Source organism: Sphingobium sp. B12D2B, assembly GCF_025961775.1.
Lineage (GTDB): Bacteria > Pseudomonadota > Alphaproteobacteria > Sphingomonadales > Sphingomonadaceae > Sphingobium.
Window position 1 is genome coordinate 1,324,274 of sequence record NZ_JAOQOH010000001.1, and the last position, 23,768, is coordinate 1,348,041.

Genomic DNA, 23,768 nt, shown 5'->3' on the forward strand with positions numbered 1-23,768 from the left:
AGCCTGCCAGAGAAGGGGAGGGCAAAGAGAGCCTTGGAAGGCCGTTCGCGAAGGATGCAGCGGAGATCCGAAGGTGGCGACAAGAGCGCGGGGCGTTCATTAAGGGACTGCGGATCACTTCGGGCCGAGTCTGGCGACGGTGAAGGCGGTATTGCGCACTTCCCAGAGGATAAAGGTGCCCTGTTCGCTCGCGCTCGCCTGATGCCCTGGTTTTTCCTTTTCGCGATTGCTTGCCCCCGCCGTCACAGTGGATATCCTCTGCGTCTAAAGGAACGATCAATATGTTTTTGGGGGCAGGGAAATGAAGAGCTTCATCGGCGGTGTTGTCGGCGCGGTGATCGCGGGGCTCATCCTTTTCTTTGCCCAACAGTACTGGACAAAGCAGCAAAACAGCCAGCAGTCTCGGGTGCTCGTTGACAAGCGGGGGGAGCTAACTTTCTCCAAGGAAGAACTGAATAAACTTGTAGAAAATTTCCCTGGATATGGCGTCATTCACATTACAAATTACAGTATCAGCAATACGGGCGAGGCTGATATTGAAAATAAGTCACTGAGCATACCCAACAGAAGCGTTATATCTTATGAAATGAGTAACCCTCCAAATGAAAATCCCAACAACGCCACGATTAGCCATGATGATAATGTTCTGTCTGTTTCATTCAAAATTCTGCCGAAAGGCGAAAAAACTGAATTCTGGTTTGCCTCATCGGACTCCACGTTTCTAAAGGAATTTTCAGCAGATTCGACGGGGCTGGTCGTTACCAACTCGGAGGACATCAGGAGTGAAGTTCCCTTTCCTTGGTATATCGTGGGAATGGTGGGGCTATCTCTCGTGTTCCTCATTTTGGGAGTAATTGGCGGCCAAGCGGCGCTAGCAGACGAGTTGAAAAAGCGCGGAATCAACGTCAAGGAGCTGCTATCCGAGCCTAACAAACAAAGCGCAGCCATCCCGTCAGACGCTGTAGAATAGCGCGTAGGACGCCCTCAAGCTCACCGGATCAGTCCTCAGAACCCCTGCCATTCTATCAAGCTCTCCCTCAGCCACCTCAGTACCCCGGACCAACTCCCCCAGCCTCTCCATCGACACCCCGGACTTCTTGCTCAGCGTCTCCATCGAAACGCACTGCTGCATCATCCAAGCATCAAGCCAGCCGGAGCCCGTGCGGATCATGCGGGCCACGGTGCAGCTTTCTGACCAAACAAGCGGCAGATGAACAATCGGTTGTTCGCACTTCCGGCGCTTGGAGGGGCTCACGGCGTCTCGGGGAACAACGGCAGGGGCTCAGGGACGCGGGGGACTGTCACGGCCTGATCGATCCCGGAGACCGTAAACCATTCAACGGGCCACTGAACTTCGACGCCTTTGCCTTGGGGGACCACGAGTCCGGCACCCGCCGTCGCCACCTTGAACTGATCGGAGGAAGGTGGCCCGGGCGAGACCTCCAGCAGCGTTCCGTCACTGAGGGCAACGGCAGCGGGCCATTGAGGCACCTTGACGGAGCGGCTTACGTCCCCTGCGAATGTAAGGGCGTCGGAAGCGGGCGAGAGTGCGATAGTGAGAGACATGGGGGCTCCTCCTGAGTCGGAGGAGAATAGAACAAATAAGGAACATCGTCACGCCATGTCGCGCTCAGCTCATCGCCATTAGCTGGCTGGGGAACGTGACGGCCAGCGAGAGCGCGTCGTCCAAGTCGGCTTTGAGCCACCGATCATAGTCCTCCGGGTGAAGAACGACCGGGCAGGCTTTGGGGTGGACTGCTCCGACAATGTGAGCGGAAGGGTCTCCGTCGTATCCACAAGTGAGGAAGGAAAACACCGGGTCGCCTTCGGTGGGCCGCCAGATACCGGCGAACGCAAAGATTGGTTCGGAAGGAACGCGGAACCAATAGGGCCGCTTTCTGCCCGTCTGAGGGATCGGAGCGACCGACCACTCCTGAAACTCGGTCACCGGGACCAGACAGCGCCGCTCGGGATTGAGAAGCGCGGACTTCCAAAAGAGGCTGGTATAGTTGCGGACGTTCGTGACTGGCTTTCCGTTGAAGGGGAACCCCCAAAGCATCGTGGAGGTGATCCGTGCGCCCTCCTGCTCTCGAACCACTAGGCCGGGCTTGCCAGGGGCGACATAGTCCTTGTCCATCTGGACAACAGAGCGAGGGTCATTCGGAGCGCTGAAGTACCGATTGACCTCCTCTCGGGAGGCTCGGAGATTGTAGAGATTGCACACGCATTTATCGTGATGAGGGACCAACTAAAAAGCAAGGCCGTCAAAATCGGTGCGTTCCGGTCCTTTCGCGTGCCTTCATTCAGCCCAAAATAGGTGAAACTGTGATTGTAAATCTCACCTCCCGCCACACGGCCCACTGGGAAGATCGGACCCACGTTGTGGTAAGACCGATGTCGACTTTCGGCCGGTATTGGGCAGACCCCATCCAGCTTAAGGACGCTGCCGCCTTCGAAACCGAGGGCGTAATGTTCACTGCGTGTCGGCACGTTCCAAACACTAAGGATCGGGAATACTATACCGAGTTCGATGACTTCGCAGACGTCGAAGTTCGGCTACTCGCCTCAATGGTTTTAGCTGTGGGCTTCGACGAAGGTACCGTAGCGCCCTACCCTGCGTCGACCTCCTTCGCCATCGAGTACGGTGGCCCACTCAATGACCTAGACTTCCTTAAGGCGGTGGGGGAGGCCTTGCGAACGGAAATCGCCGGGATGCAGCGCCTTCGTACCTCTCCTCCGATTCTGGCGGTCAAGGGAGCCGCGTTTGCGTACCATCATCGACCGCTGAACCCCGTACGATTGGAAGAGGTATTCTCAGCGGTCAGCGCGGACGACGATCTCATGCTACGCGGGCTCCATGCTCTAATAAAATCTCGCATGGTTGCAATACACGTCGAGCTCGCAGAAGAGGCAAACTACCCTCTTTACGTGGCATTGGATGCGCTATTTTCGCTTATTCGGCGGCAACTTATTAAAATGGGAAATTCTAATCCAACATCACATGACGCGCAGAACTTCGTTCACGATCTTTTCGAGGAAGATCATTCGGGGATGCGATTCTTTGAAGATTTCTACGAAGACAGGGTCATGACAATGCACCCCGACAACCGATACGGTATTTTCCGACATGCGCCAATTTCACATAGCGACTTCTACTCTCTGTTCATTATGGTGCGAGAGGTTTATCGCGAATTTGCCCTTCTCTCTAAGACTGCTTCGGTATTCAACACAAAACTCGACTGCCGGGCAGGAAGCGAGCCGCAGGCAGGCGACTAAAACTTATTCGACCTATCCGCCGTTCTAAGGGGCTTCGAGCTTGTTCCCAAGCTTGTCTTCCCGCTGCCCAACTCTGATCCTAACCGCTACCTGTCATTCCGTGCCCTGCCCCCCTCCCTCGGAGATTGCGACGTGAACCGCCTGGACGCTTGGCTGGCTAAGACCATCTTCTGGCCCATCATCATCAAGATTTGCCAGGAGACCGGCTGCTCCAAATGGGCCTTTGGGCGCCTCTGCGCGTTTATCTGGATTTGCGGCGTGATCCTCACCACGGAAGAATGGACGTGGTTCTGGAGCATCTTCATTGCACTGATTGCCATCGGTGAGACTGTATCGGTCGGCCTGCGCAAAGACGCGCCCTACGGCCAAAGCGGTCTCGCCCGCGCGGTCTTCTGGTTTTCGCTTGCTCTTGAATTGCCCTCGGTAGCGGCGGGGGATGGCCAACTCGCCCGCCCGGCTTCTACACTCGCTATGCTGTTTAGCCTCTATGCGGCGACGCTGCCCAAGGTGCCCCCAAAGCGGCGCAAAGAAGACAAGGCGACCAGTCCGTCTCGCGCCTCAGCGTAGGCTCCCATTTCTCTGAACCGCCGTCGGATAGGTCAAGACTTGCGGGACTTTTTCTTACGTGAGCCCTTGCGCTTCTGGCCGCGATACCACTGCACAGGCTCGGGCTTTAATCCGACCAGACGGAAGGCGTAGTTCCTAGCGACCTGAGCGACGATAGAGCTTGCCCAGACACCGACAACCACGGTCAGTCCGACCGCCACTGCCCCGTCCGTGCCTCTTTCGGGGAAATGGTTCCTTACGAGCAACCCTGCGCCATAACAGCCAATAAAAATGGCCCCTATTGACGCGACTGACGCCAACACCATAGCGACGCGGGGCACGCCAGATAACCGCCGGTCTGCCGTGGCGCCTGCCGCGTTGAGCGCAGCGTAAGCGACGATGCCAACCAGCCAGATAACAGCGCTGCGAACCGCTATTTGCTCTAACGTCAATGTCTGCCTCCCGATGCAGGACCTCTACGCCACATTCTTAACACCAAGGCTCTCTCCGGCCCGTCCAACTCCTCGCAAGCCCTTCACCGACCATTACGCCCCCCAGCGATTGGCCGTCCCTCACAAGGACCCGCAGCTTCCTGCCGTAGCGGTCAACATCGCGCCCATCGCTCGCCAGCCGGGCCTCAAAGGGACCCGCGTTGACCAGATCAGCCAGCCGCCGCGTCGCCCGTTTCCCAAGGTCCGCCTCAGCGGCACAGCGGGGTGGATGGGTCTCCGGCGCGTCGATGTCGGCCACCCTGATCTTCTCGCCGTTCATCCACAGCGTGTCACCGTCTACCACGCAGTTCCGCCCACCGCCTTCATGGCACAGTGAGAAGGTCACAGGGGCGGCGAGGGGCGCATGGGGCACTGCTGGAGGCCGTGAGGGCACATAGAGGCTCCCCACGCCCACAACGGCTCCTATGAACGCTGCGGCGCCTAAGATCGCATACGCTTTCACCTGAGGCCCGATCAGACGCCGTAGCGCTTATTGCCGCCGCTTGTGATGCAGTATCGGCCCCCACGAGGCCCTATGCAGACCGTGCCGCCACTACACGGGCAGCTCGATCCGCCGTAGACGCCGCTTCCGCTCGACTGCCGAGCAGAGGACGCCTTACGCTTCTTCTTTGGCCGCGACAGCTTCGCAGGCTGATTGAATAAGGAGTAGCTTCCAGCGGATCGTCGGCTGGACGACCTTGCGGCGCTGCTCCCCGTCCTTTGCACGGAGGAACTCCCCGCCGAAACGTAGGCAGTCGAGATGAAGCGCGAGCTTACCCAGCAAGACGGCTTCGCGAGCCGAGACCAGCCTGCTCCAGCTTCGACCACGGACACTTCCTGGCCTTGATGTAACTTGGCGACCACTGGGGCCTTAGCATCCGGGCGGGCCCGGCAGTTCACTGTCGTCCCGTTGATGTAGGCTGCCCCCGCTGGAAGCGTCAGGCAGAGCGACGCCAGCCCAACGGCGGTTCGGACTGCGGATAATAGCGGCGATTTCATGATGTCTCCCCCCGGTCCCCCTTGGGGGGATACACGGAGCTAGCGACAGCGACAACCGACCGATTTAATTGCCATAATCAGATACGGGCAAAGGAACTTCATAACGAGGCAGCCGCGCAATGGCCGTTGCCTTATCTTGCAATGTCGGTGCCTCGTAAATCCGCCCAACTTCGTTGATCGGCAAAGCGTGCCCCGTGATTGCATCCGAAAGCCTCGGGAGGACCCCATGCCTCATCGCAAGGGTCTTGAAGGTTGCCCGCCACGCATGATTGGGCATGATGCCTTTGTCCGCTAACCCCAACTCCTTCCGCACCCAGTCGGCCAGCCGCTCGCCGACTTTCTTGATGTGCCTGCTGTCGATCCCACCCTTCCGACGAAGTTCGGGATCATAGAAAATGGGGCCAGAGCCAACTTCCTTCAGCATCTCAAGGAAGCCCTGCGCCACCACGTGCTCATGAAGGGGAACCTCGCGGAACTCCTTTGTCTTCACCCTGCCAGCCTCGGGTGTGATTCGAATGGCCCAGCAGCCATCCTGGCAAAATACGTCCTCCACCCGTAGCTGTGCGATTTCGCCGACACGCGCCCCAGAGTAGGCGCAGAGCCAAGGGACCCAACGCCGAGCCCTTTTGTGCCCAGCGGCCATCCTGGCCGGGGCTGGCCCGAATGTCGCTGCGAGGATCGTGCGAGTTTCGTCTGCGGTGAATGTCGCTGCTCGGACCTTGGGATTCTTAGGTACCCGGACTTGAACAGTAGCCGCGACATTTTCTCTCAGCAGGTGTTCTTCGCAAGCGAACTTCAACGTCGATTTCAAGGGCGACAGATAGTTGTTTTTGACAGTGGAGCGGGCCCTAAGCTTGCCGTTCTTTGTCGGTTCGCTGATGAGATGGTCCCTCCATCTGGCTACGTCGTCTCTGGTGAGCTTTGACAAAGAGCCGTGGCCGAGGAATTTGACCAAAGCGGACAGGTTGTTGCGCCACTCTTTCCTGATCGACTCCGATATCCCTTGGGCTGTTGCATAAGCGTCGAAAGTTGAGAGCAGCGGTACGGTGTCGCGTGATCGTTTGGTTGCGGCAGCGGGAACATCTGGCAGGGGAGGGCTGGGCACCACCTTTCCTTCTAACCGAGCCAACGAGACTTCGCTGACCCGAAGCGCTGCCGCGTTTAGCTCCATGCAGAGCTTTGTGAACTGGTGGGGGGCTGCCGGGTCCAAGATGCGCCCTTCAGACTGCAGCAGTTCGTTTGCTGCCTTGCCCCAGTGCTCTTCAACGGCTTCGCCATCAGCTTCAGCATACCAGCGGCGGAAATCGTCGAGCAGCCAATCCCAACCGCCTTCGACCTTCCCGGCCCACCCCTCTATGCCTTGGCTTCGATTTGCTTCCTCAGCTTGGAGCCATTGAGCCTCGAAACGTTTACCGAGATACGCGAGAAGTGGCGGGTCCAGCTCGTCGAAGGCGCCAGCGTATTTACGCTCGGCTAGCGCGACGTCGGCCTCCCATTGTTTCGCAGCGGCCTCGTACCGCGAAAGGAAGCCGGGTTCGTCAGGGAAGCCCAGCGAGACCTTCCGTTGGGTCCCAGATAGGTAGGGACGGAGATGAGAAGGAAATTGACGCCGGTAGCTTTTTCTGCCTCCGGCGTGATCAAGAATGTACTTCACGAGCATCGCCATAGCTGCTTTTCTGACCCTTGCCATGTACCCTGGCGGAGCTGAAAAGCGCAGAAATCTCTGATTCCCGCAGAAAACCGAGCCTTTAAAAGGAACCGGTGCCGGATGCAGGATTTGAACCCGCGACCTTCGGTTTACAAAACCGCTGCACTACCACTGTGCTAATCCGGCAAGGTCGCAACTCCCTATGATTTCGCCGCGCGGGGGTCAATCCGCAATGCGGCTCGGCCGCAAGGTCACGGCCCGGTCTGCATCTCCAGCGCCCAGGCGCGCGCCGCCTCCAGCCGGGCAGTATTCGTCGCGCAGATCAGCGCGTCGGCGCGGTCAAGAAGGATGGGATCGCGACCGGATCGGTCAACAGGCTGGGCATCGCCGGGCGCGGGCAGGCCGGGGCGATCGGGAGTACAGGCAGCGGGCGCGGCTGGCAGGCGCACAACGCGATCGCGATAGACAAGGGTGAGAGCCTCGCTCTTTTGGTCGGCAGCATCGTTGAGCCTCCTGTTGCGGACGCGCAGCGCGGCGACCTGCGCGTCGAAATCCGCCTGCGCCTTCGCCTGGGCGGCGCGATAATCCTGACGGGCCTGTGCGAGTGCGGCCGCATGGCGTGCGCGCAGATGGTCGACCCGCATCCCCCATGCCAGCGCGAGAATAAGAGCGAGGGCGAGCGCGCCAGTGGCGCCGGGCCATCCCCGCAGCGTCACAGGTTGGTCAGGCAGAGCCGGCGCTCTGCCTCTCGCCGGTTGACCAGTCCCTGCACGCGCCGCCCATCGACCATCACCCAGAGCCGGAACGCGTCGCAGCCGCCCGGCCAATCGCCCGCATTGAACCGCCGCGCGACTGTCGAGCGCGCAAAGGCCGCCTCCCCAATATTGTAGGTGAGCGAGATGGCTGCCGCGAACTGATAGGGCCGATCCTTGAGCGCTGGCACGGCGCGCAGCACCGCGGGCGCCCAGTCGGCGGCCAGCGTTCGGTCCAGCATCGCCGCGCATTCGGCGGGCGTGTAACGCCGCATCGGCACGCGGGTCTCGCCGGTGCAGACCGTCCAAATGCCCGCGATGTCGCGATAAGGGTCGGTCCGCGTCCCTTCCCATCGCGCGATGAAGGGTGCCGCGATCATGATGGCGAGGCCGATGAAAGCGCTGCCGACTGCGCCGCCCAGCAGCGTATCCCGCGCGTTCATTTGCTCAAACCCTTGAAGGCCGCGAACGCGGCGATCATCGAGGCGATGAAACCCGCCACCCATCGGCTCCAGCGCAGCCAGAGCTTCGCCGCGCGCCAGGCTTCGATCACTTCCATGGTCCGCTTCGTGTCCTGCTCGACCAGCGCAAGCCGTTCGGATGCGCGGCCGATTTCCTGCGCCTGCCGGTCGACCGTCTCGGCAAGGCTTTCCACCTTGCCGATCAGTTGATCCAGCTTCCGCGCGAGTTGCGGGCCGGTCATCGTGTCACCGCATCCTTTGCGTCGCCATCGCAGCGATAGAGCGCGACGATATCCGCTTCATCGCCGGTGAGCGGCGCGCTCGGGCAGGTGTAGCTCGTGCCGCTGTAGCGCTCGCTGTTGAACACCGCCCATTCATCCAGCGCGCCGCCGGTGAGCCCGTATTCGCCATTGTGGTTGCGGAGCGAATAGCCCGAGGTGGCCGGCACGATCGTCTCGCCGAACGCGGCATAATTCTCGCGCGTGCCGGGAAGGCCATCGGTGACGTTGGTCACATAGAGCGCCAGCCCTCCCGGCCCGGCCTGGCAGGCGACATGGTAGCGCTTGCCGGGCGCCAGCACGGTGGTGCCGGTGAGACCGCTCCAGACCCGCAGCTTGCCGGCGCCATCGATGGCGACAAAGCGGGAGCCGTTGCTTCCGAACCCGCCGAACAGCACCTGGATCGCGCCCGGGAGCGGGTCCGGGCAGGTGAAGAAGCCCTCCACGGTAATCGGCGCGAAGACCGGGCTGTAACTGCCTCGCGCGGAGCCGCCGGTCATCTGCTGGCCGAACGCTGCACCGCCGGTGCTGGCGGCGTAGGTCGTGCTCGTCTCGGCCATGCTGAGCGGGCTGATCGGCGCGATGAAGCCGCTCGGCGGGGCATTGATCGCGCCACCCGGCGTCGGCGCCGCGATGGCGATGGGGAGGGTGCTGCCCTGCACGATGCGGCCGGTGGTGATGCCGTCTCCATCGGTCCGGTCATCGCGGATCGTGTCTGCCGCCGCATTGGCCGGGCCGCTCGGGAAGTAGACCCAGAGGTCGAGCTCATGCCCGGGGCCGGGATCGTTGGCGAGCGTGATTGCGAGCGTGGTGGCGTTCACTGCGGTGACCGAGGCGACGGGGAAGCGGTTGTCGGTCGCGTTGTTGGCCATCGGGTTCACCCGCCCGCGCGGGAATACCCACAAGCGGTTGCCCGGCGTGCCGCTCAGCACCAGCGCGCCCTGGCCGACATTGCTCAACGTAAGCGTGATCGTGGTGCCGGCTCGGGTGGCGGAGAGCGGCACCGGGCCAAGACCGGCGCTGGCGCCATAAGAACTGCGCAGCGCGCGATAGAGATGCCGGGCCATGGTCAGCGATCCGGCCTGCGTCTGGTGGATGCCGTCGCCGCTCATCAGCGCATCGTCCATATGGACATAGGTGCCGTCATTGGCCGCGCACCAATCCTGCGCGCCGTTGCGGATGCGGCTCACCTGCCACGGCGTGCCCCAGCTCCGCAGCAGCCCCATGGAGGGGATGGTCCAGACGAGCTTAGAAAAGGACGGCAGGCTGTTGAGCGCGGTCAGTTGGCTGAAGAGGGTGCTCAGGGCCTGGCCATAAGCCTTGGGCGGGATGCCATAGAGGGCCTCGGTATGGCCCTGGCCCCAGACAAAGGCCTCGAAGCCATTGCCGGCCCGGTTCATCACCTCGGTGAGCGCCGTCCAGTTGCTCTGCCCGCTATAGAAGCTGGCGATGGTGGTGCCGCCGACCGCATGGCCGACAACACCACAGTTGACGCCGGTCAGCGCAATCATGCGGTTGAGATATTCACCGACGCCGACGGAATTGGGGCCGGTGCTATTGCTCAAATCAGCCGGCGTCTGCCAGGGCATGGTGGCGGCGGCGGGATTGTAGGTGTTGCCATCCACATATCGCGCCAGCACCGCGCTGTTGGCATCCGGCGCGATCCCAAGCGAAGCGAAGGTCGCCGTCGAATCGGTGGCCTGTCGCCCCAGCATCCGCACGGTGAGCGACTGACCCGCAAAGCCGGTCAGCATGCCCATGCCGACCTTGACGGTGCCGAGCTGCCAGGCGCCATCCGCGCCCTTCAGATCGATGAAGAACCAGCCAAGCCGCGCGTCCACGCCGGTTACGTCGACATAGGTGGCGCCGTTTGTGATCGTGCCGGCGGTCCATGGCGCCTGGAGAATGGTCGTGCCATCGTCGGCCGAGCGGATACGCACGCCGACCGTGCCGGCGGTGACGGTGCCAGACAGCGGCACGCGGATCGTGCCGGTGCCCTTGCCTTGGCCACCACCGCTGTTGGTCGTGCGCTGGTAAATCCGCTTCTCTTCGTAGCTCGGAAACTGCGCCAGCGTGAAGCCTGCGCTGTAACTGGCTGCGACGAGCGCCGCAGCGACCGGCCCGACGGGGTCCGCATCGGCCGACCCACTGCCGCCGGCCCCGTTCGCCAGCTCGCGCGGGCCGATCATCGATCCCGTATCGGCTGCGGACAGCACATAGCTGTTGGCGGTGGCGCCTGCGATCGGTACGCCATCGCGCAGCCATTGCCAGCCCGTCGCCGCGCCGTTCACGATGATGCCGCCCAGAGCGGTGAGCATATCGCCGACGCGCGGAGGGCTGGCGGCGCCGGTCATAGCGGGTCTGCTCGTCCAACTGGGGGCGGGCGTCGGGGTTGGTGTAGGCGTCGGCGTCGGGGAGACGCCAAGGGGCCGATGGCGGCGCGCAGACCCTGCAGCGCCGAATCCAAATCCGGGACCGACCATCAGGCAAGGCCCACAATGTCGGCCGCGGTCGTGCCGCTGGCGCGGATGTAGCGAGCGCGGATGTCGAGGATCTGCCCTGACGCGACATTCTTGAGCACCACGTCCGTGCTGGAGCCCGCCGCGCGCAGCGTGATGGCGCCGCCTGTCCCGACATAGATGGCCTTGGGCAGAGGGTCGATTTCATTGGTGGCGTGGGGCGTGATGGCAAAGGCCTCGCGCGCCGGCTGGGTGAGGGAGTCGATCTGGGTTTCGAAGCGGTCGGCCATGTCCGTGCCCTTCCTGTGGCGAGTGCTGGGCCGAATCGCCGCAACCCCCTTAAGCCACCGGAGACGTGCTGTAGGACAGATTAAATTTACCTGTATGGTAAAATCACGGTTCCGGCGTCTTGTCCTTGAACAGGCACACATCGTTGATGATGCAGCGCCAGCATTCGGGCTTGCGGGCTTTGCAGACATAGCGGCCATGCAGGATCAGCCAGTGGTGGGCATCGCGCCGGAAGGGCTGGGGGACGCGCTTTTCCAAGCCGTTCTCGACGGCGAGTACGGTCTTCCCCGGCGCCAGTCCTGTCCGGTTGCCGACCCGGAAGATATGGGTATCGACCGCAAAGGTTTCCTCGCCGAATGCCGTGTTCATCACCACATTGGCTGTCTTGCGCCCCACGCCCGGCAGGGTGGTCAGCACGTCCCGGTCGCGCGGCACTTCGCCGCCGTAGGTCTCCACCAAGGTCTGCGAGAGCGCGATGACATTCTTGGCCTTGGTGTTGAACAGGCCGATGGTCTTGATGTGTTCCTTGAGCGCCTCCTCGCCGAGCGCCACCATGTCCGCCGGCGTTTTCACCGTTTCGAACAGCCGCCGCGTCGCCTTGTTGACGCCTGCATCGGTCGCCTGCGCGGAGAGGACGACGGCCACCAGCAGTTGGAAATCATTGCCATAGTCCAGCTCGGTGCGAGGCTCGGGATTATGCTCCGCCAGCCGCGAGAACAGCGTAAAAATCTGGTCGCGGTTGAGAATGCGCTGGCGGCTCAAGACCTACAGCCCCAGCACGTCCGCCATGGCATATCGCCCCGGCGCCTTGCCGATCAGCCATTGCGCGGCCTTCACCGCACCACGGGCGAAGATGATGCGACTTTCGGCCCGGTGACCCAGCTCGATCCGTTCCTGATCGGCTGCCAGCACCACAAGATGATCGCCTGCGACCGATCCGCCCCGCAGCGCCGCAAAACCGATGTCGCCGGCCTTGCGCGCGCCAGTGACCCCGTCGCGCCCCCGCGCGCTATGCTCGGCAAGGCTGATCCCGCGCCCGGCCGCCGCCGCTTCGCCGAGCAGTAGCGCTGTGCCGGAAGGAGCGTCCACCTTGTGGCGGTGATGCATCTCCAGAATTTCGATGTCCCAATCGTCGCCCAGTCGCGCGGCCGCTTCCTGAACGAGCGCAGCCAGCAGATTGACGCCGAGCGAGGTATTGCCCGTCTGCAGCACCGCGATCTGCGCCGACGCGCGGTCGATGGCGGAGTGATGCGCCGCTTCCAGGCCGGTCGTGCCGATCAGCAGCGGCTTCCCCGCCGCGACGCAGGCATCGAGATGCGCCTGCAGCGCGCCGGGCACCGAGAAGTCGATCAGCACGTCCGCGCTGCCCGCAAGGCCCATCGCATCGCTGGTGATCGCCGCGCCTTCTGCGCCGATGGTCCCGCCCGGCTGACTGTCCGTTCCGCCCGCCACCGCAATCCCGGCATCCGCCGCAACCCCCGCGATCGCCTGACCCATGCGCCCCCGCGCGCCAAAGATGCCGATCGCCGTCATGATGCTTGCGTCCTTCGCCCCAAATCTGTCTCATCGCGCCGATGCCAGACTCGAACGCACTTGTCATCCTCACCGGCGCCGGCATCTCGGCAGAAAGCGGCCTGGAGACCTTCCGCTCGGAAGATGGCCTGTGGGCACAGCATCGGATCGAGGATGTCTGCACGCCCGAAGCGCTGGCGCGCGATCCTGCATTGGTCCATCGCTTCTATGATATGCGTCGCGCCGCATTGGAGCGCGTTGAGCCCAATCCCGCACATGCGGCGCTCGCTCGGTTGGAAATTGCGTGGCCGGGCGAGCTCCTGCTGGTCACGCAGAATGTCGATGATCTCCACGAGCGCGGCGGCTCGCGCAACCTCCTCCATATGCATGGCGCGTTAAACAGCGCACTGTGCGCCACCTGCGATTACCGTCTGCCGTGGACGGGTCCTCTCCCGCCTGCAGCGACGTGCCCCACCTGCGGCGCGCCCGACCTGCGGCCCGACATCGTGTTTTTCGGAGAGATGCCTTATCAGAGGGCGCGGATCGAAGCGGCGCTGGCCCGTGCCGATCTGTTCGTGTCGATCGGCACGTCGGGCGCTGTCTATCCGGCCGCCGGGTTCGTCCGCATGGCGCAGGCCTATGGCGCGCGGACGCTGGAGCTGAATCTCGAACCGTCAGAAAGCAGTGCCTGGTTCGATGAATCCCGCCTCGGCCCAGCGAGCCAGCTCGTGCCGGCATGGGTCGAGGAGATGCTGGCGTCCTGAACGCCGCTGCCCCGCGCCACCCTTGCGCCGGGCGGGTTCGACTGCCAGATCAGGCCCCATGACTGCCGATCCACAAAGTCCCCCGATGCGCGCCGCGATGATCCCGGTGACGCCGCTCCAGCAGAATTGCTCGCTCATCTGGTGCACCAAATCCATGCGTGGCGCACTGGTCGATCCCGGCGGCGATCTGGCGCGACTCAAAAAGGCGGTGGCGGATGCCGGCGTGACGCTGGAGAAGCTGCTCGTGACGCACGGTCATATCGATCATTGCGGACAGGCCGGCGTGCTCGCCAAGGAATTGGGCCTGCCTATCGAAGGGCCCCATGAGGATGATCGCTTCTGGATCGCGCGGCTGGATGATGATGGCAAGCGCTGGGGCGTACCCGGCGAGCCGTTCGAGCCGACGCGCTGGCTGGTCGATGGGGACAAGGTCACCGTCGGCGAGCTGGTGCTGGATGTCATCCATTGCCCCGGCCACACGCCGGGTCATGTCGTCTTTCATCATGGCCCGTCAAAGCTCGCCATTGTCGGCGATGTCCTGTTTCAAGGCTCCATCGGCCGCACCGATTTTCCGCTCGGCAATCATGAGGATCTGATCGCGTCGATCACGCGCAAGCTCTGGCCGCTGGGTGGTGAGACGATCTTCGTGCCGGGCCATGGCCAGCCCAGCAGCTTTGCGCATGAGCGGGCCAGCAACCCCTTTGTGGGCGACAGCGTCACGGGCGTGCGCGACTGATGGCGCGATGCGGCCTTCCCGCCACGCAATGTCCGGCTCGGCCCCGCAAGCGCCCAGTTTGTCCAATGAATCGGTTGCACCATCAGGAAAAAGCGCTATAGGCGCTCACTCTCGCGAACGCCCGGCTCTCGGTTGGCCGCGGTCCTCTGTGGCCGCCAAGACGCCTTTGCAGGCGGCCAGGCAAGCGAACCCGTTATTGATGTTTTGCGTTTTTTAGACAGGTGCCCTCATGGCTGTCCCAAAGAGAAAAACTTCGCCGTCCAAGCGCGGCATGCGTCGCAGCCATGACTCGCTGCGCGTGGAATCCTATCAGGAATGCCCCAATTGTGGTGAGCTGAAGCGCCCCCACAATCTGTGCACCGCTTGCGGGCACTATAACGGCCGCGAAATCGTCGCGATCGGCGCCTGAGGCCCGACCGGGGAATCATGCTGTGAAGACGCCGCGGATCGCGATTGATGCGATGGGCGGTGACGAGGGCGTCCGCGTGATGATCGCGGGCGTCGCCTTGGCGCGTCGTCGGCATGAAGGGCTGCAATTCCTGCTCTTTGGTGATGAGACGCGGATTCGTGCCGCGCTCGCCAACCACCCCAATCTCTCGCAGGCCGCTGAAATCGTTCACACCGACAAGGTGGTGAACGCGGGCGACAAGCCCAGTCAGGCGATCCGCCAGTCCCGCCAGAGCTCCATGGGCTTGGCGATTCAGGCTGTGAAGAACGGCGACGCGCAGGCTGCCGTCTCCGCCGGGAATACCGGCGCTCTGATGGCAATCGCCAAGCTCGCCCTGCGCACGCTGCCGGGGATCGACCGGCCAGCCTTGGCTGCATTCCTGCCGACGCTCGGCGACAATGATGTCGTCATGCTCGATCTTGGTGCCAACACCGAGTGCGATGCGCGCAATCTCGTCGAATTCGCGGTCATGGGCGCCGCTTATGCCCGTGTCGTGCTCGATCTCGAGATGCCGCGTGTGCGCCTGCTCAACATCGGCACCGAAGATTTGAAGGGCACTGACGAAATTCGCGATGCCGCTGCGGTCCTTCGCAAGGGCATCGGCCTGCCGCTCCGCTTCGATGGCTTTATCGAAGGCGACAAGATCGGCTCGGGCGATGCGGATGTCATCGTCGCCGAGGGCTTCGCGGGCAATATTGCGCTCAAGACGGCCGAAGGCACCGCCCGGTTCGTAACCGACGTGCTGCGCCGTGCCTTTACCAGCTCGTTGCGCTCCAAGGCCGGTTTCCTGCTCTCCAAGCCGGCGCTGCACCTGCTCAAGGTGCATCTTGATCCCAACAATCATAATGGCGCCGTCTTCCTTGGCCTTAACGGCATGGTGGTGAAGAGCCACGGCAGTGCCGACGAGAAGGGCATCGCCAATGCCGTCCACGTCGCCGCGCGGCTGGTGGAGGAAGATTTGAGTGCCCGCATCGCGCAGGACATCGCCCGCGTTGGGCCTATTGGAAAAGAGGAACTGGTCGCCAAATGACCTTGCGGTCCGTGATCGAAGGGACCGGGTCCGCCCTGCCCCGGCGCCGTGTCGACAATCATGAGTTGGCGCAGACAGTGGACACGAGCGACGAGTGGATCGTCGAGCGGACCGGCATTCATGCTCGCCATTTGGCCGGGGAGGGCGAAACGACCTCCACGCTTGCGGTCGAGGCGGCGCGCAAGGCGCTGCAGGCCGCTAATGTCCCGGCCACCGAGGTCGATCTCATCATTCTGGCGACCACGACGCCCGATCAGACCTTCCCGGCGACTGCCACGCGCGTTCAGACCGGTCTTGGCATCAATGATTGCGTCGCATTCGACGTGGCAGCGGTATGCTCGGGCTTTCTGTACGCGCTGACTGTCGCGGACAACATGATCCGTGGTGGCGCGGCAAAGACCGCGCTGGTGATCGGCTCGGAGACGATGAGCCGGCTGCTCGACTGGGAAGATCGCGGCACCTGCGTGCTGTTCGGCGATGGTGCAGGCGCGGTGCTGCTGCGCGGGCAGGATACCGATGAGGAGACTGGGCGGGGCATTCTCGCCAGTCGCCTCCACGCAGATGGCCGGCATAACTGCCTGCTCCATACCGACGGCGGCGTCTCGACCACCGGAACTGTCGGCAAGCTGCGGATGAAGGGGCAGGACGTCTTCCGCCACGCGGTCGTCAACCTTGCGCAGGTTCTCCGCGAAGTGCTCGAGGCGGCCGATATCGCAGTCGAGGATATCGACTGGGTGGTCCCACATCAGGCCAATGCCCGCATTCTCGATGCCACGGCGCGCAAGCTGGGCCTGGAAGCGGAGCGGGTGATCGTCACCGTCGATCAGCATGCCAATACCTCGGCCGCGTCGGTCCCGTTGGCGCTCGATACCGCCGTGCGGGATGGGCGCATCAAGCGGGGCGATCTCCTCGTGCTGGAAGCGATGGGCGGCGGCTTTACCTGGGGCGCCAGCGCCCTGCGGTTTTAGCCCGTGTTCTGATAATCTTATTTTTCAATAATATCGCGAAATAACTGCGGCTTGTTTCGATTCTTGCCGATTGCATTGTAAGAGTTTCTGCCGCAGAGACGGCGATGTGGCCTGTTGGGGGACAGGGCGCGCTTGGTTTCGTTATTTGGGGGCGAAATGAGTTCAGAAGACACGTTGACCCGCGCTGAGATCGCTGATCGGCTCAACCGCCAGATCGGCCTCTCGCGGTCTGAATCCGCGCAGATTGTCGAGCAGGTGCTCGACCTTGTGAGTGAGGCACTTGAGCAAGGCGAGAATGTCAAAATTTCCGGTTTTGGGACGTTCGTGCTGCGCGACAAGAACGAGCGCGTCGGGCGCAATCCGAAAACCGGCGTCGAGGTGCCGATCACGCCGCGGCGGGTTCTCACCTTCCGGCCGAGCCAGACGCTGCGCGAACGCGTCGCCGGCGCCTGAATATCTCACGGCCGACTGTCGCGTGATGGGCTCGTGCGGTCGGTCGCGGATTGACCCGCTCGCCTATCTCGTTGCAGAATAAGGCATGGCCAAAGATGACGGCGCGTTTCTGACGATTGGAGAGCTTGCTCGTGAACTGGGCGTGGCGCAGCATATCTTGCGCTACTGGGAGACCCGGTTCCCGCAGCTTCGTCCGCTCCAGCGATCTGGTAATCGCCGCTATTATCGGCCCGCTGACGTGGAACTTGCGCGTCGGATTCATCGACTGTTGAACGAGGAAGGCTTTACTGTGCCGGGTGCGCAGCGGGCCTTGGCCGGCGCGCGCAAGACGACCTCGGCGCCTTCCTCCGCTGAGGCAGGCGCAGCGCAACCCGCTGAGCGGGTCGTGCAAGCGCTTGCACAGGCAGCGAGCGACGAGCGCTCCAGTCCGACACGGACGGCAATGGACGACCTGTTTTCAGGGACGGCCGTCGATCAGCCGGTCCGCCCGCGCTCGCCGGCCTCGCCGGACATCTCCACGGTGATCGCAAGGCTGAGGGTCATCCGCAACAATCTCGAAGAGGCGCTCAACCCGGGTTGAGCGGCCTGTCTGCGCTTCCGACTCAGCGCTGATCCGGTCCCAGACTCGGATCCAGATCGCGTGGCCGCACAAAGGCTTCGAGCGTCGCCGCATCAGCGAATCCGCTGGCCAGGTCCGCCCAGCCCGCCACATCGAAGGTCAGCACGGCCATGGCGGCGGTCGGGAATTTCGTTTCGACGGATGCGCGCATTCCGGCCAGCCGCTCTTGGCCGCTGGCCGTCAGGATGAAATCCTCAAGGCCGGGACTGTGGGCGGCCAACAGAACCGAGGCCCGGTCCGGCGCGATTTCGCTCAGCACCTCTGCTATGGTTCCGGCAGAAGCCAGATAGAGCCGCATGTCCCGCATGGGTTCGGGGCAGGGGCCATAAGCGTCGCGAAAACGCGCCAATGTCTGCGTCACGCGGACGGCGGGCGATGCGATGATCGTCTCGAAGGTCACGCCGTGACCGGCGGCCCATTGGCCCATGACGGCCGCCGCGCGTTCGCCGCGGCCGTTCAGTCCGCGGTCGAAGTCGCGCAGCGCGGCATCGCTCCAGTCAGACTTGGCATGGCGCAGAACGATAACCGTCTTCATTCCTTGGTGGACACCCTAGTCTCATAAGATCCGTCCAGCGGTCTCTGCCCGATATCGGCCGAGGAACCAAGGCGTGAGCGCACGCGCGCGATGGCTTCATCGAGCGGAATGCGCAGGATGGGGACATCGGGTGGAAAAGCACTCAACAATCGGCTGGGCATAGCCGAGGAGAGCATCACAAACTGGCCGCTGTCGTCACCCCGGCGGATCAGCCGCCCGAAGGCCTGGGCGAGGCGGGCGCGGACCAGCCGATCATCATAGGCGGTCGGCTCACCACTGGCTTGTCGCCGCGTTGCGTGGAGGACCGAGGGTTTGGCCCAGGGCACGCCTTCCATCACCACCAGCCGCAGCGAATCGCCAGGCACGTCGATCCCGTCACGCAGCGCATCCGTGCCGAGCAGGGAGGCGCGCGGATCGTCCCGGAACATGTCGATCAGGGTTGCGGGGTCGAACGGGTCGACATGCTGCGCATAGAGCGGCAGGCCAGCACGGGCGAGCCGATCGGCAATGCGCTTCTGCACGGAGCGCAGCCGGCGAATGGCGGTGAACAGTCCCAGCGTGCCGCCGCCCGCCGCCTCGATCAGCCGGGCATAGGCGCCGGCCAGCGCGGGCAGATCGCCGCGCTTGATGTCGGTGACGATCAGCACTTCGCTCTGCCGCGCATAGTCGAAGGGGCTGGCCGCCTCGAACCATTGCGGCGCGCGCCCCAGATGCACCGCGCCCGATCGCTCGACGGCCGTCTGGGTATCTCCGCCGGCCCGCAGCGTTGCCGACGTGACGAGCACGCCATGGGCCGGCCGCATCACCGTCTCGGCCAGCGGCTTGGTCGGGTCCAGCCAGTGGCGGTGCAGGCCGATGTCATATTCCTTGCCCTCGACGCGATCCACCGCCAGCCAGTCGACAAAGGCCGGCTCGGGCGGCCCGCCGACGCGTAGCAGGAGCGCAATCCAGGCGCGCAGCAGATCGCACCGCCAGCCAAGGGCGGAGATCGCGCCATCGATGCGCGCGCGTGCCGGGCCATCCAGCCAGTCCGGCGCCAGTTCAATGACGGCGACGAGGCGCTTGCCCAGCCGCTGGAGCGGCCCGAGCAGCGCCTCCAACGCGCGCGCGGCATCCGTGGCAGCATCGATCAGTGCCCCGTCCGCTTCGCTCAGGTCCACTTCCAGCCCATAGCCCGGATCGGTGTCGCGTCCGTCCCGTTCGGCGCGGGCGTAGACGGTGTCGCGCACGGCGGCGAGCACCGCCTCGATCGCTCCCTCGGCGCCATGCTCGACGACGCGGCGCAGCCAGTCCTCGCCCGGCAGCGCGCGAGCGGCTTCGCGGGCGGCGTCGATGGCCTCGGCACCTTCCTCGTCATAGCTTGCGACATCGGAGAGACGGGCGGCGAGGCCGCGCCGGCGCCCCTTGCGCTCGCTTTCCGGCCCCATGATCCAGCGCCGCAGTTCGATCGCCTCGCGCCCGGTGAGTGCCGCGCCGAAGGTCGAGTCCGCCGCGTCGAACAGATGGTGCCCCTCGTCGAAGACGATCCGGGTCGGCGCGCCCTGCGCTTCCCGCCCGCGAGCTGCGTTGATCATCACAAGCGCATGATTGGCGATCACAATGTCCGCATTCTGGCTGGCGCGGGTCGCCCGCTCGATGAAGCAGGTGCGGAAATGCGGGCAGCCTGCATAGATGCACTCGCCGCGCCGATCGGTGAGCGCTGTCGCGCCCGCGCGGCGGAACAGGGCCATCAGCCAGCCCGGCAGATCGCCCCCGACCATATCCCCGTCGCGCGTATAGCCCGCCCAGCGCGCCACGAACTGCGCCAGCACCGCCGCGCGCCCGGCGAAGCCGCCCTGCAGGGCATCTTCCAGGTTGAGCAGGCAGAGATAATTCTCACGCCCCTTGCGAATGACGACATGGCGGCGGAAGGCGGCATCGTCGGGATAATGGCGCCGGGTTTCGCGGTCGAGCTGGCGCTGTAGGGCCTTGGTGTAGGTGGCGATCCACACCGTCCCGCCGGATTGCTCGGCCCACAGCGTTGCGGGCGCGAGATAGCCGAGCGTCTTGCCAATGCCTGTGCCCGCCTGCGCCAGCACGACATTGGGCGTGTCCTCACGCGGTCGGGGCGCGAAGCTGCCGGAGGCGGCGGCGGCGAAATCCCGCTGGCCCTGCCGCGTTTCGGCGCCGCTGCCGGTCAGGCTGCGCAGGCGCGCCAGCACATCCGCCTCGTCGAGGGTCACGGGGCGCGGGGCAGGGCGGGGCGCCTGCTCCTCCCATTGCGGCAGGCGTGTAAACAGCCATCGCTCGGCCTCAGCCGGTTGGCGAATGCGCGGACGCAGCAGCGACGCCCAGCTCCAGCGCAACCGCTCGAGCTGATTGAGGCTGGTCCAGGCGCCTTCGCGCTCCGCCCAGTCGGCTCGCTCAGTCCAGCCGAGCATGGAGCTGGCAATCTGCGGGATGAGCCGCGCCGCCTCGGCGTCGCTGGCCGGCGGCGCGAGGCCCATGGCCCGGGCGAGCCCCGCAACTGTGGGAATCACGAACTGAGCGGGGAAGAGGAAGGCAAATAGCTCCAGCAGGTCGAGGCCAGAGAGATCCGCATAGCCCAATCGCGATCCCAGCAACGGCGCATTGACCAGCAGGAGCGGCGTATCCGCGGCGCGCGCAAGGGCTTGTCCGCGACCAAGCCCGATGGTCTGTTCGCCGCTGCCATCGGTCAGCCAAATGCCCGCATGGCTGGCATGGAGCGCCGGTGGCAGGCCCGGCAGGATCGGATGGGATGGGGACACCAGGCAGCCATAGCGTGCTTGGTCCATAAGGGGAACGCGCCGTTCGGTTATTTTACCGCATAACCGGCGGCCGGTGGTCGGGCTCAGCGCCCCAGTCGGTCCCGGAGGTGCCGCAGCGCACGTTCGATCGCCCCATGGTCGAGCGCGCCGCCGACGGACAGGCGGATATGCGTGGACGGACAACCCTCGATGGCGAAGGCACTGCTGGCCACGGCGGAGAGCCCCATGCCGCCCAGCACATCGATCAGCACGTCTATATCCGGCCCCCGTCCGCTGGCATCGCGCAGGTCCAGCCAGAGATGGTAGCCCTCGGGCTGCATCCGGTAGGGCAGGCCGCCCAGATGGCGCGTAACAAGCCGGTGCCGCACTACCGCTTCGGCCCGGACGCCATCGATCAGCGCACTGAACAGCCCTTCGCGCAACCAGTGGCTGACCAGCGCGACGTTCAGCGGTGGCGCCATCACGGCGCTGTCACCGAGCGCCGCGCCCAGTTGCAGATTCTGCTCTGCGGAGGGCGCGCGAACATGCGCGACGCGCAAGACCGGCGAGATGAGCTTGGACGTGCCGGCAATATACCAGCTTTGCGCCGGGATCAGCGCTGCGCAGGGCGGATGGGCAGCGCGGCAGAGCTGCCCATAGGCATCGTCCTCGATCAGCGTCGCGCCATGCGCGGCAATGATGGCGGCAATCTCCTCCCGCCGCCGCAATCCCATGGTGATGCAGGTGGGATTGTCATTGGTCGGCGTGAGATAGACGGCGCGCGCGCCCCCGCGCAGGGCTGCGTCCAGCGCATCCGGTATCAGCCCCTCATCATCGACATTGACGGGCGTCAGCACCAGACCCCGTCGCCGCGCCAGCGCGAGCATGCCGGGATAGATGAACGGCGCGCAGCACAGGCGGTCGCCCGGCTCCAGAATGCTGTGGACCAGCCCATGCAAGGCATGTTGGGCGCCCGCCGTGATGGCGATCTGGTCCGCCTCGCTCGGCAAGCCGAGCGCCGCCAGCCGCTCGGCCCCTTGCGCGCGGTCCGCGATGTTGCCGAGGCTTGGCTGATATTGGAGGATCGGGGAATGGCGGCCGGCGCGCAGCAGGCTGGCCATGCCATTGTGGATCGCCTGTGGCAGCAGGTTGAAACCCGGCTGCGGTGGCACATTCATGCCCCGGTCGCTCGCGGTTTCGCCAAAGCGGGGCAAGGCGATGTCGTTGCGCACGAAGCTGCCGAGCTTCCCGGCGCCTTCGATCAGCCCGGCCTCGCGTACCAGCGTGTAGGCGCGGGTCACCGTCGTCAGGTCCACGCCGAGCTGCGCGGCCAGATCGCGCTGCGCGGGGAGGCGTTCGCCCGGTCGCAACTCGCCGGAGTGGATCGCGCCGCGGAGGGCATCGGCAATGGCCGCATATTTTGGCCCGTGGTCGGCGCGGAGATTCTCGGCGCGGATCAGGGCAACCCAGTTCTGCATGGCAAGCGCCCGCTTTATGTATGGTAGGATGAAGCCTACATATCGACTATCTGATTGCCAAAGAAAATGGAGCAATCGCCATGTCGAACCTGACTACGCAAGAGCAAGAAAACGGGCCTCGGCATGACCCCGTGCGCACAGGTTTGCGCGGCCGCTGCCCACGCTGCGCGCAGGGCCGGCTATTTAAGGGATTCCTGACCATCCGCGACTCCTGTGAGGTCTGCGGTCTCTCTTATGATTATGCCGAGCCGGCCGATGGCCCCGCTTTCTTCGTAATCTGCTTCGCCTGCGTGCCTGCGGTCGTTTTCGCGCTTGTGCTGCAGGTAAAGGCCGATCCGCCGCTGTGGCTGCATCTGGTCACCACCCTGCCGCTGGTGCTCGCAACCTGCATCCTGCCGTTGCGGCCGCTCAAGGGCTGGCTGATCTGCAGCCAGTATTTCTTCAAGGCGCGGGAAGGGCGGGTGTCGCAACCTTGGCGCCCTTATGGCGCGGATGGTCCGCTGGTGGCGCCTTCGGGCGACCGGCCGTGACGGCTGCGCCCATCGATCTGGCCCGCAAGGCCGCAGCGCAGCATCTGCGCGACAGCGGCTTTGCCGAAGAGGCTCAGCAGGTAGCGACGGGCGAGGGCGATGATTTCGTGGAAGTGCGGCTCGCGCTTGCTCTGCTCAAGATTCTCCAGCCAGAATCCGGCCCCCCGGTCCGGCGCAACGGCCGGCGGCTCGTCGGCGAGGAATGTTGAGGTAAAGACGGGACTCAGGCGAGGCGGCGCCCAAAACCGCGGATTGGGCCAGCGCTCGCATCCGCGAAGGCCGCACTTTCCGCGAAAAGGGCTGATCGGGCCAGTTCGAGATGCTGATAGAGCGCGCCATCCCTTAGCGGGAAAATGAATCGGCAGCCGGTGCGGTCAACCTCATGCCAGATGGACTGGGCATAGATCGTCTCGCTCATATAGTCGATCTGGAACCGTGTACCCTCGCTCAGGCTGCACCCGGAAATCAGGCCGCCATCCTCGGTCAGGTCCACCAATGTGGCCTCCTGCACGTCGAGCACGGTCGTTATGATAACAGGAACTTGGACGCAGACGCGCTGCGGCCGGTCGATCTTATGGTCCACGGTGAGACTCCCACACAAGCCCACCCGATTCTCCCCTCCCCAGGGGTTTTGCGTCTCCGGCGGACGTTCACGATGTCTTACACCAATTGGTAAAATTTTCGTTTCGTCGCATTTCAGTTTTTTGCTCTCCGGCCTTTTTGGTTGTTGCGCGCGCGCTCTTGGCGCTA

29 protein-coding genes, 1 tRNA gene and 1 pseudogene are annotated in these 23,768 nt (G+C 64.0%); 12 read left to right on the forward strand and 19 right to left on the reverse strand.

The features are described from left to right. Positions 1-114 precede the first annotated feature (114 nt). Complete coding sequence (locus M2335_RS06310; RefSeq protein ID WP_264594139.1) at positions 115-246, reverse strand: hypothetical protein; 132 nt, start codon at positions 244-246, stop codon at positions 115-117. A 55-nt stretch (positions 247-301) separates the two neighbouring features. Between M2335_RS06310 and M2335_RS06315 the strand changes: the two genes are divergently transcribed. Further along, a complete protein-coding gene (locus tag M2335_RS06315) occupies positions 302-970 on the forward strand; it encodes a hypothetical protein (protein ID WP_264594140.1) in 669 nt (222 codons plus the stop codon). On the opposite strand, the gene M2335_RS06320 is transcribed toward M2335_RS06315, so the two are convergent. The 3 genes from M2335_RS06320 to M2335_RS06330 form a co-directional block, all read right to left on the reverse strand. Then, a complete protein-coding gene (locus M2335_RS06320; RefSeq protein ID WP_264594141.1) occupies positions 953-1,180 on the reverse strand; it encodes a hypothetical protein in 228 nt (75 codons plus the stop codon). The two genes, M2335_RS06315 and M2335_RS06320, sit on opposite strands and share 18 nt — an antisense overlap. A 71-nt stretch (positions 1,181-1,251) precedes the next feature. Continuing rightward, a complete protein-coding gene (locus M2335_RS06325) occupies positions 1,252-1,566 on the reverse strand; it encodes a hypothetical protein (RefSeq protein WP_264594142.1) in 315 nt (104 codons plus the stop codon). A gap of 64 nt (positions 1,567-1,630) precedes the next feature. Beyond that, positions 1,631-2,224, reverse strand: coding sequence for an SOS response-associated peptidase (locus M2335_RS06330; RefSeq protein ID WP_264594143.1), 594 nt, complete (start codon positions 2,222-2,224; stop codon positions 1,631-1,633). 170 nt (positions 2,225-2,394) lie between these two features. On the opposite strand from M2335_RS06330, the gene M2335_RS06335 reads away from it, so the two are divergent. Together M2335_RS06335 and M2335_RS06340 are read left to right on the forward strand one after the other, a co-directional pair. Beyond that, on the forward strand, positions 2,395-3,276 hold the full coding sequence (locus M2335_RS06335; protein WP_264594144.1) for a hypothetical protein: 882 nt from the start codon (positions 2,395-2,397) through the stop codon (positions 3,274-3,276). A 132-nt stretch (positions 3,277-3,408) separates the two neighbouring features. Continuing rightward, the gene (locus M2335_RS06340; protein ID WP_264594145.1) at positions 3,409-3,843 is read left to right on the forward strand and encodes a hypothetical protein; all 435 of its coding nucleotides are present in this window, start codon (positions 3,409-3,411) and stop codon (positions 3,841-3,843) included. Positions 3,844-4,311: 468 nt separating this feature from the next. Here the strand turns inward: M2335_RS06340 and M2335_RS06345 are convergent, their stop codons facing one another. From M2335_RS06345 to dapB, 11 genes are all read right to left on the reverse strand, one after another. Next, positions 4,312-4,593: a thermonuclease family protein gene (locus M2335_RS06345; RefSeq protein WP_264595370.1), complete on the reverse strand. Its 282-nt coding sequence runs from the start codon at positions 4,591-4,593 to the stop codon at positions 4,312-4,314. A 194-nt stretch (positions 4,594-4,787) separates the two neighbouring features. Continuing rightward, positions 4,788-5,312, reverse strand: coding sequence for an SH3 domain-containing protein (locus tag M2335_RS16550; protein WP_413716105.1), 525 nt, complete (start codon positions 5,310-5,312; stop codon positions 4,788-4,790). A gap of 64 nt (positions 5,313-5,376) precedes the next feature. Next, positions 5,377-6,978 (reverse strand): tyrosine-type recombinase/integrase, encoded by a 1,602-nt coding sequence (locus tag M2335_RS06350; protein WP_264594146.1) that lies wholly within the window; start codon positions 6,976-6,978, stop codon positions 5,377-5,379. A 96-nt stretch (positions 6,979-7,074) separates the two neighbouring features. Then, positions 7,075-7,146: transfer RNA gene (locus M2335_RS06355), tRNA-Thr, on the reverse strand. Positions 7,147-7,211: 65 nt separating this feature from the next. After that, on the reverse strand, positions 7,212-7,676 hold the full coding sequence (locus M2335_RS06360) for a hypothetical protein (RefSeq protein ID WP_264594147.1): 465 nt from the start codon (positions 7,674-7,676) through the stop codon (positions 7,212-7,214). Continuing rightward, on the reverse strand, positions 7,673-8,155 hold the full coding sequence (locus M2335_RS06365; protein ID WP_264570891.1) for a lysozyme: 483 nt from the start codon (positions 8,153-8,155) through the stop codon (positions 7,673-7,675). Before M2335_RS06365 ends, M2335_RS06360 begins: the two co-directional genes overlap by 4 nt. Further along, positions 8,152-8,415 (reverse strand): hypothetical protein, encoded by a 264-nt coding sequence (locus M2335_RS06370; RefSeq protein ID WP_264573287.1) that lies wholly within the window; start codon positions 8,413-8,415, stop codon positions 8,152-8,154. The genes M2335_RS06365 and M2335_RS06370 overlap by 4 nt, the downstream gene beginning before the upstream one ends. After that, positions 8,412-10,805: a sialate O-acetylesterase gene (locus M2335_RS06375; RefSeq protein WP_264594148.1), complete on the reverse strand. Its 2,394-nt coding sequence runs from the start codon at positions 10,803-10,805 to the stop codon at positions 8,412-8,414. The genes M2335_RS06370 and M2335_RS06375 overlap by 4 nt, the downstream gene beginning before the upstream one ends. 128 nt (positions 10,806-10,933) lie before the next feature. Further along, positions 10,934-11,200: a spike base protein, RCAP_Rcc01079 family gene (locus M2335_RS06380; protein WP_264594149.1), complete on the reverse strand. Its 267-nt coding sequence runs from the start codon at positions 11,198-11,200 to the stop codon at positions 10,934-10,936. Between the two features lie 103 nt (positions 11,201-11,303). Then, positions 11,304-11,960: an endonuclease III gene (gene nth / locus M2335_RS06385; protein ID WP_264594150.1), complete on the reverse strand. Its 657-nt coding sequence runs from the start codon at positions 11,958-11,960 to the stop codon at positions 11,304-11,306. Positions 11,961-11,963: 3 nt separating this feature from the next. Beyond that, entirely contained in the window at positions 11,964-12,731 is a 768-nt protein-coding gene (gene dapB / locus M2335_RS06390; RefSeq protein ID WP_264594151.1) for a 4-hydroxy-tetrahydrodipicolinate reductase, read from the reverse strand. 41 nt (positions 12,732-12,772) lie between these two features. Here dapB and M2335_RS06395 point away from each other — a divergent pair, with 41 nt between their 5' ends. The 7 genes and pseudogenes from M2335_RS06395 to M2335_RS06425 form a co-directional block, all read left to right on the forward strand. Further along, entirely contained in the window at positions 12,773-13,474 is a 702-nt protein-coding gene (locus tag M2335_RS06395; protein ID WP_264594152.1) for an NAD-dependent deacylase, read from the forward strand. Positions 13,475-13,532: 58 nt separating this feature from the next. Beyond that, complete coding sequence (locus M2335_RS06400) at positions 13,533-14,210, forward strand: MBL fold metallo-hydrolase (protein WP_264594153.1); 678 nt, start codon at positions 13,533-13,535, stop codon at positions 14,208-14,210. A 229-nt stretch (positions 14,211-14,439) separates the two neighbouring features. Then, positions 14,440-14,619 carry a 50S ribosomal protein L32 gene (gene rpmF / locus M2335_RS06405; protein WP_181560213.1) on the forward strand — a complete coding sequence of 60 codons (180 nt, stop codon included), beginning with the start codon at positions 14,440-14,442 and terminating at the stop codon, positions 14,617-14,619. A gap of 22 nt (positions 14,620-14,641) precedes the next feature. Further along, positions 14,642-15,688, forward strand: a complete 1,047-nt coding sequence (plsX, locus tag M2335_RS06410; RefSeq protein ID WP_264570884.1) for a phosphate acyltransferase PlsX — start codon at positions 14,642-14,644, stop codon at positions 15,686-15,688. Continuing rightward, complete coding sequence (locus tag M2335_RS06415) at positions 15,685-16,656, forward strand: beta-ketoacyl-ACP synthase III (protein ID WP_319801055.1); 972 nt, start codon at positions 15,685-15,687, stop codon at positions 16,654-16,656. The genes plsX and M2335_RS06415 overlap by 4 nt, the downstream gene beginning before the upstream one ends. 156 nt (positions 16,657-16,812) lie before the next feature. Then, complete coding sequence (locus tag M2335_RS06420) at positions 16,813-17,109, forward strand: integration host factor subunit alpha (RefSeq protein WP_264570883.1); 297 nt, start codon at positions 16,813-16,815, stop codon at positions 17,107-17,109. Between the two features lie 85 nt (positions 17,110-17,194). Continuing rightward, positions 17,195-17,425 (forward strand): annotated as a pseudogene (locus tag M2335_RS06425) (MerR family transcriptional regulator); the annotation flags it as partial. 286 nt (positions 17,426-17,711) lie between these two features. Here the strand turns inward: M2335_RS06425 and M2335_RS06430 are convergent. From M2335_RS06430 to M2335_RS06440, 3 genes are all read right to left on the reverse strand, one after another. Beyond that, the gene (locus M2335_RS06430) at positions 17,712-18,263 is read right to left on the reverse strand and encodes a SixA phosphatase family protein (RefSeq protein ID WP_264594154.1); all 552 of its coding nucleotides are present in this window, start codon (positions 18,261-18,263) and stop codon (positions 17,712-17,714) included. Continuing rightward, complete coding sequence (locus M2335_RS06435; RefSeq protein ID WP_264594155.1) at positions 18,260-21,031, reverse strand: ATP-dependent DNA helicase; 2,772 nt, start codon at positions 21,029-21,031, stop codon at positions 18,260-18,262. The genes M2335_RS06430 and M2335_RS06435 overlap by 4 nt, the downstream gene beginning before the upstream one ends. An 83-nt stretch (positions 21,032-21,114) precedes the next feature. Beyond that, positions 21,115-22,488: a PLP-dependent aminotransferase family protein gene (locus M2335_RS06440; protein ID WP_264594156.1), complete on the reverse strand. Its 1,374-nt coding sequence runs from the start codon at positions 22,486-22,488 to the stop codon at positions 21,115-21,117. Between the two features lie 80 nt (positions 22,489-22,568). Between M2335_RS06440 and M2335_RS06445 the strand changes: the two genes are divergently transcribed. Then, positions 22,569-23,018, forward strand: a complete 450-nt coding sequence (locus M2335_RS06445) for a DUF983 domain-containing protein (protein ID WP_181560207.1) — start codon at positions 22,569-22,571, stop codon at positions 23,016-23,018. Further along, positions 23,015-23,227, forward strand: coding sequence for a hypothetical protein (locus M2335_RS06450; protein ID WP_264594157.1), 213 nt, complete (start codon positions 23,015-23,017; stop codon positions 23,225-23,227). The genes M2335_RS06445 and M2335_RS06450 overlap by 4 nt, the downstream gene beginning before the upstream one ends. A gap of 14 nt (positions 23,228-23,241) precedes the next feature. On the opposite strand, the gene M2335_RS06455 is transcribed toward M2335_RS06450, so the two are convergent. Continuing rightward, positions 23,242-23,601 carry a PilZ domain-containing protein gene (locus tag M2335_RS06455; RefSeq protein WP_181560205.1) on the reverse strand — a complete coding sequence of 120 codons (360 nt, stop codon included), beginning with the start codon at positions 23,599-23,601 and terminating at the stop codon, positions 23,242-23,244. Positions 23,602-23,768 lie beyond the last annotated feature (167 nt).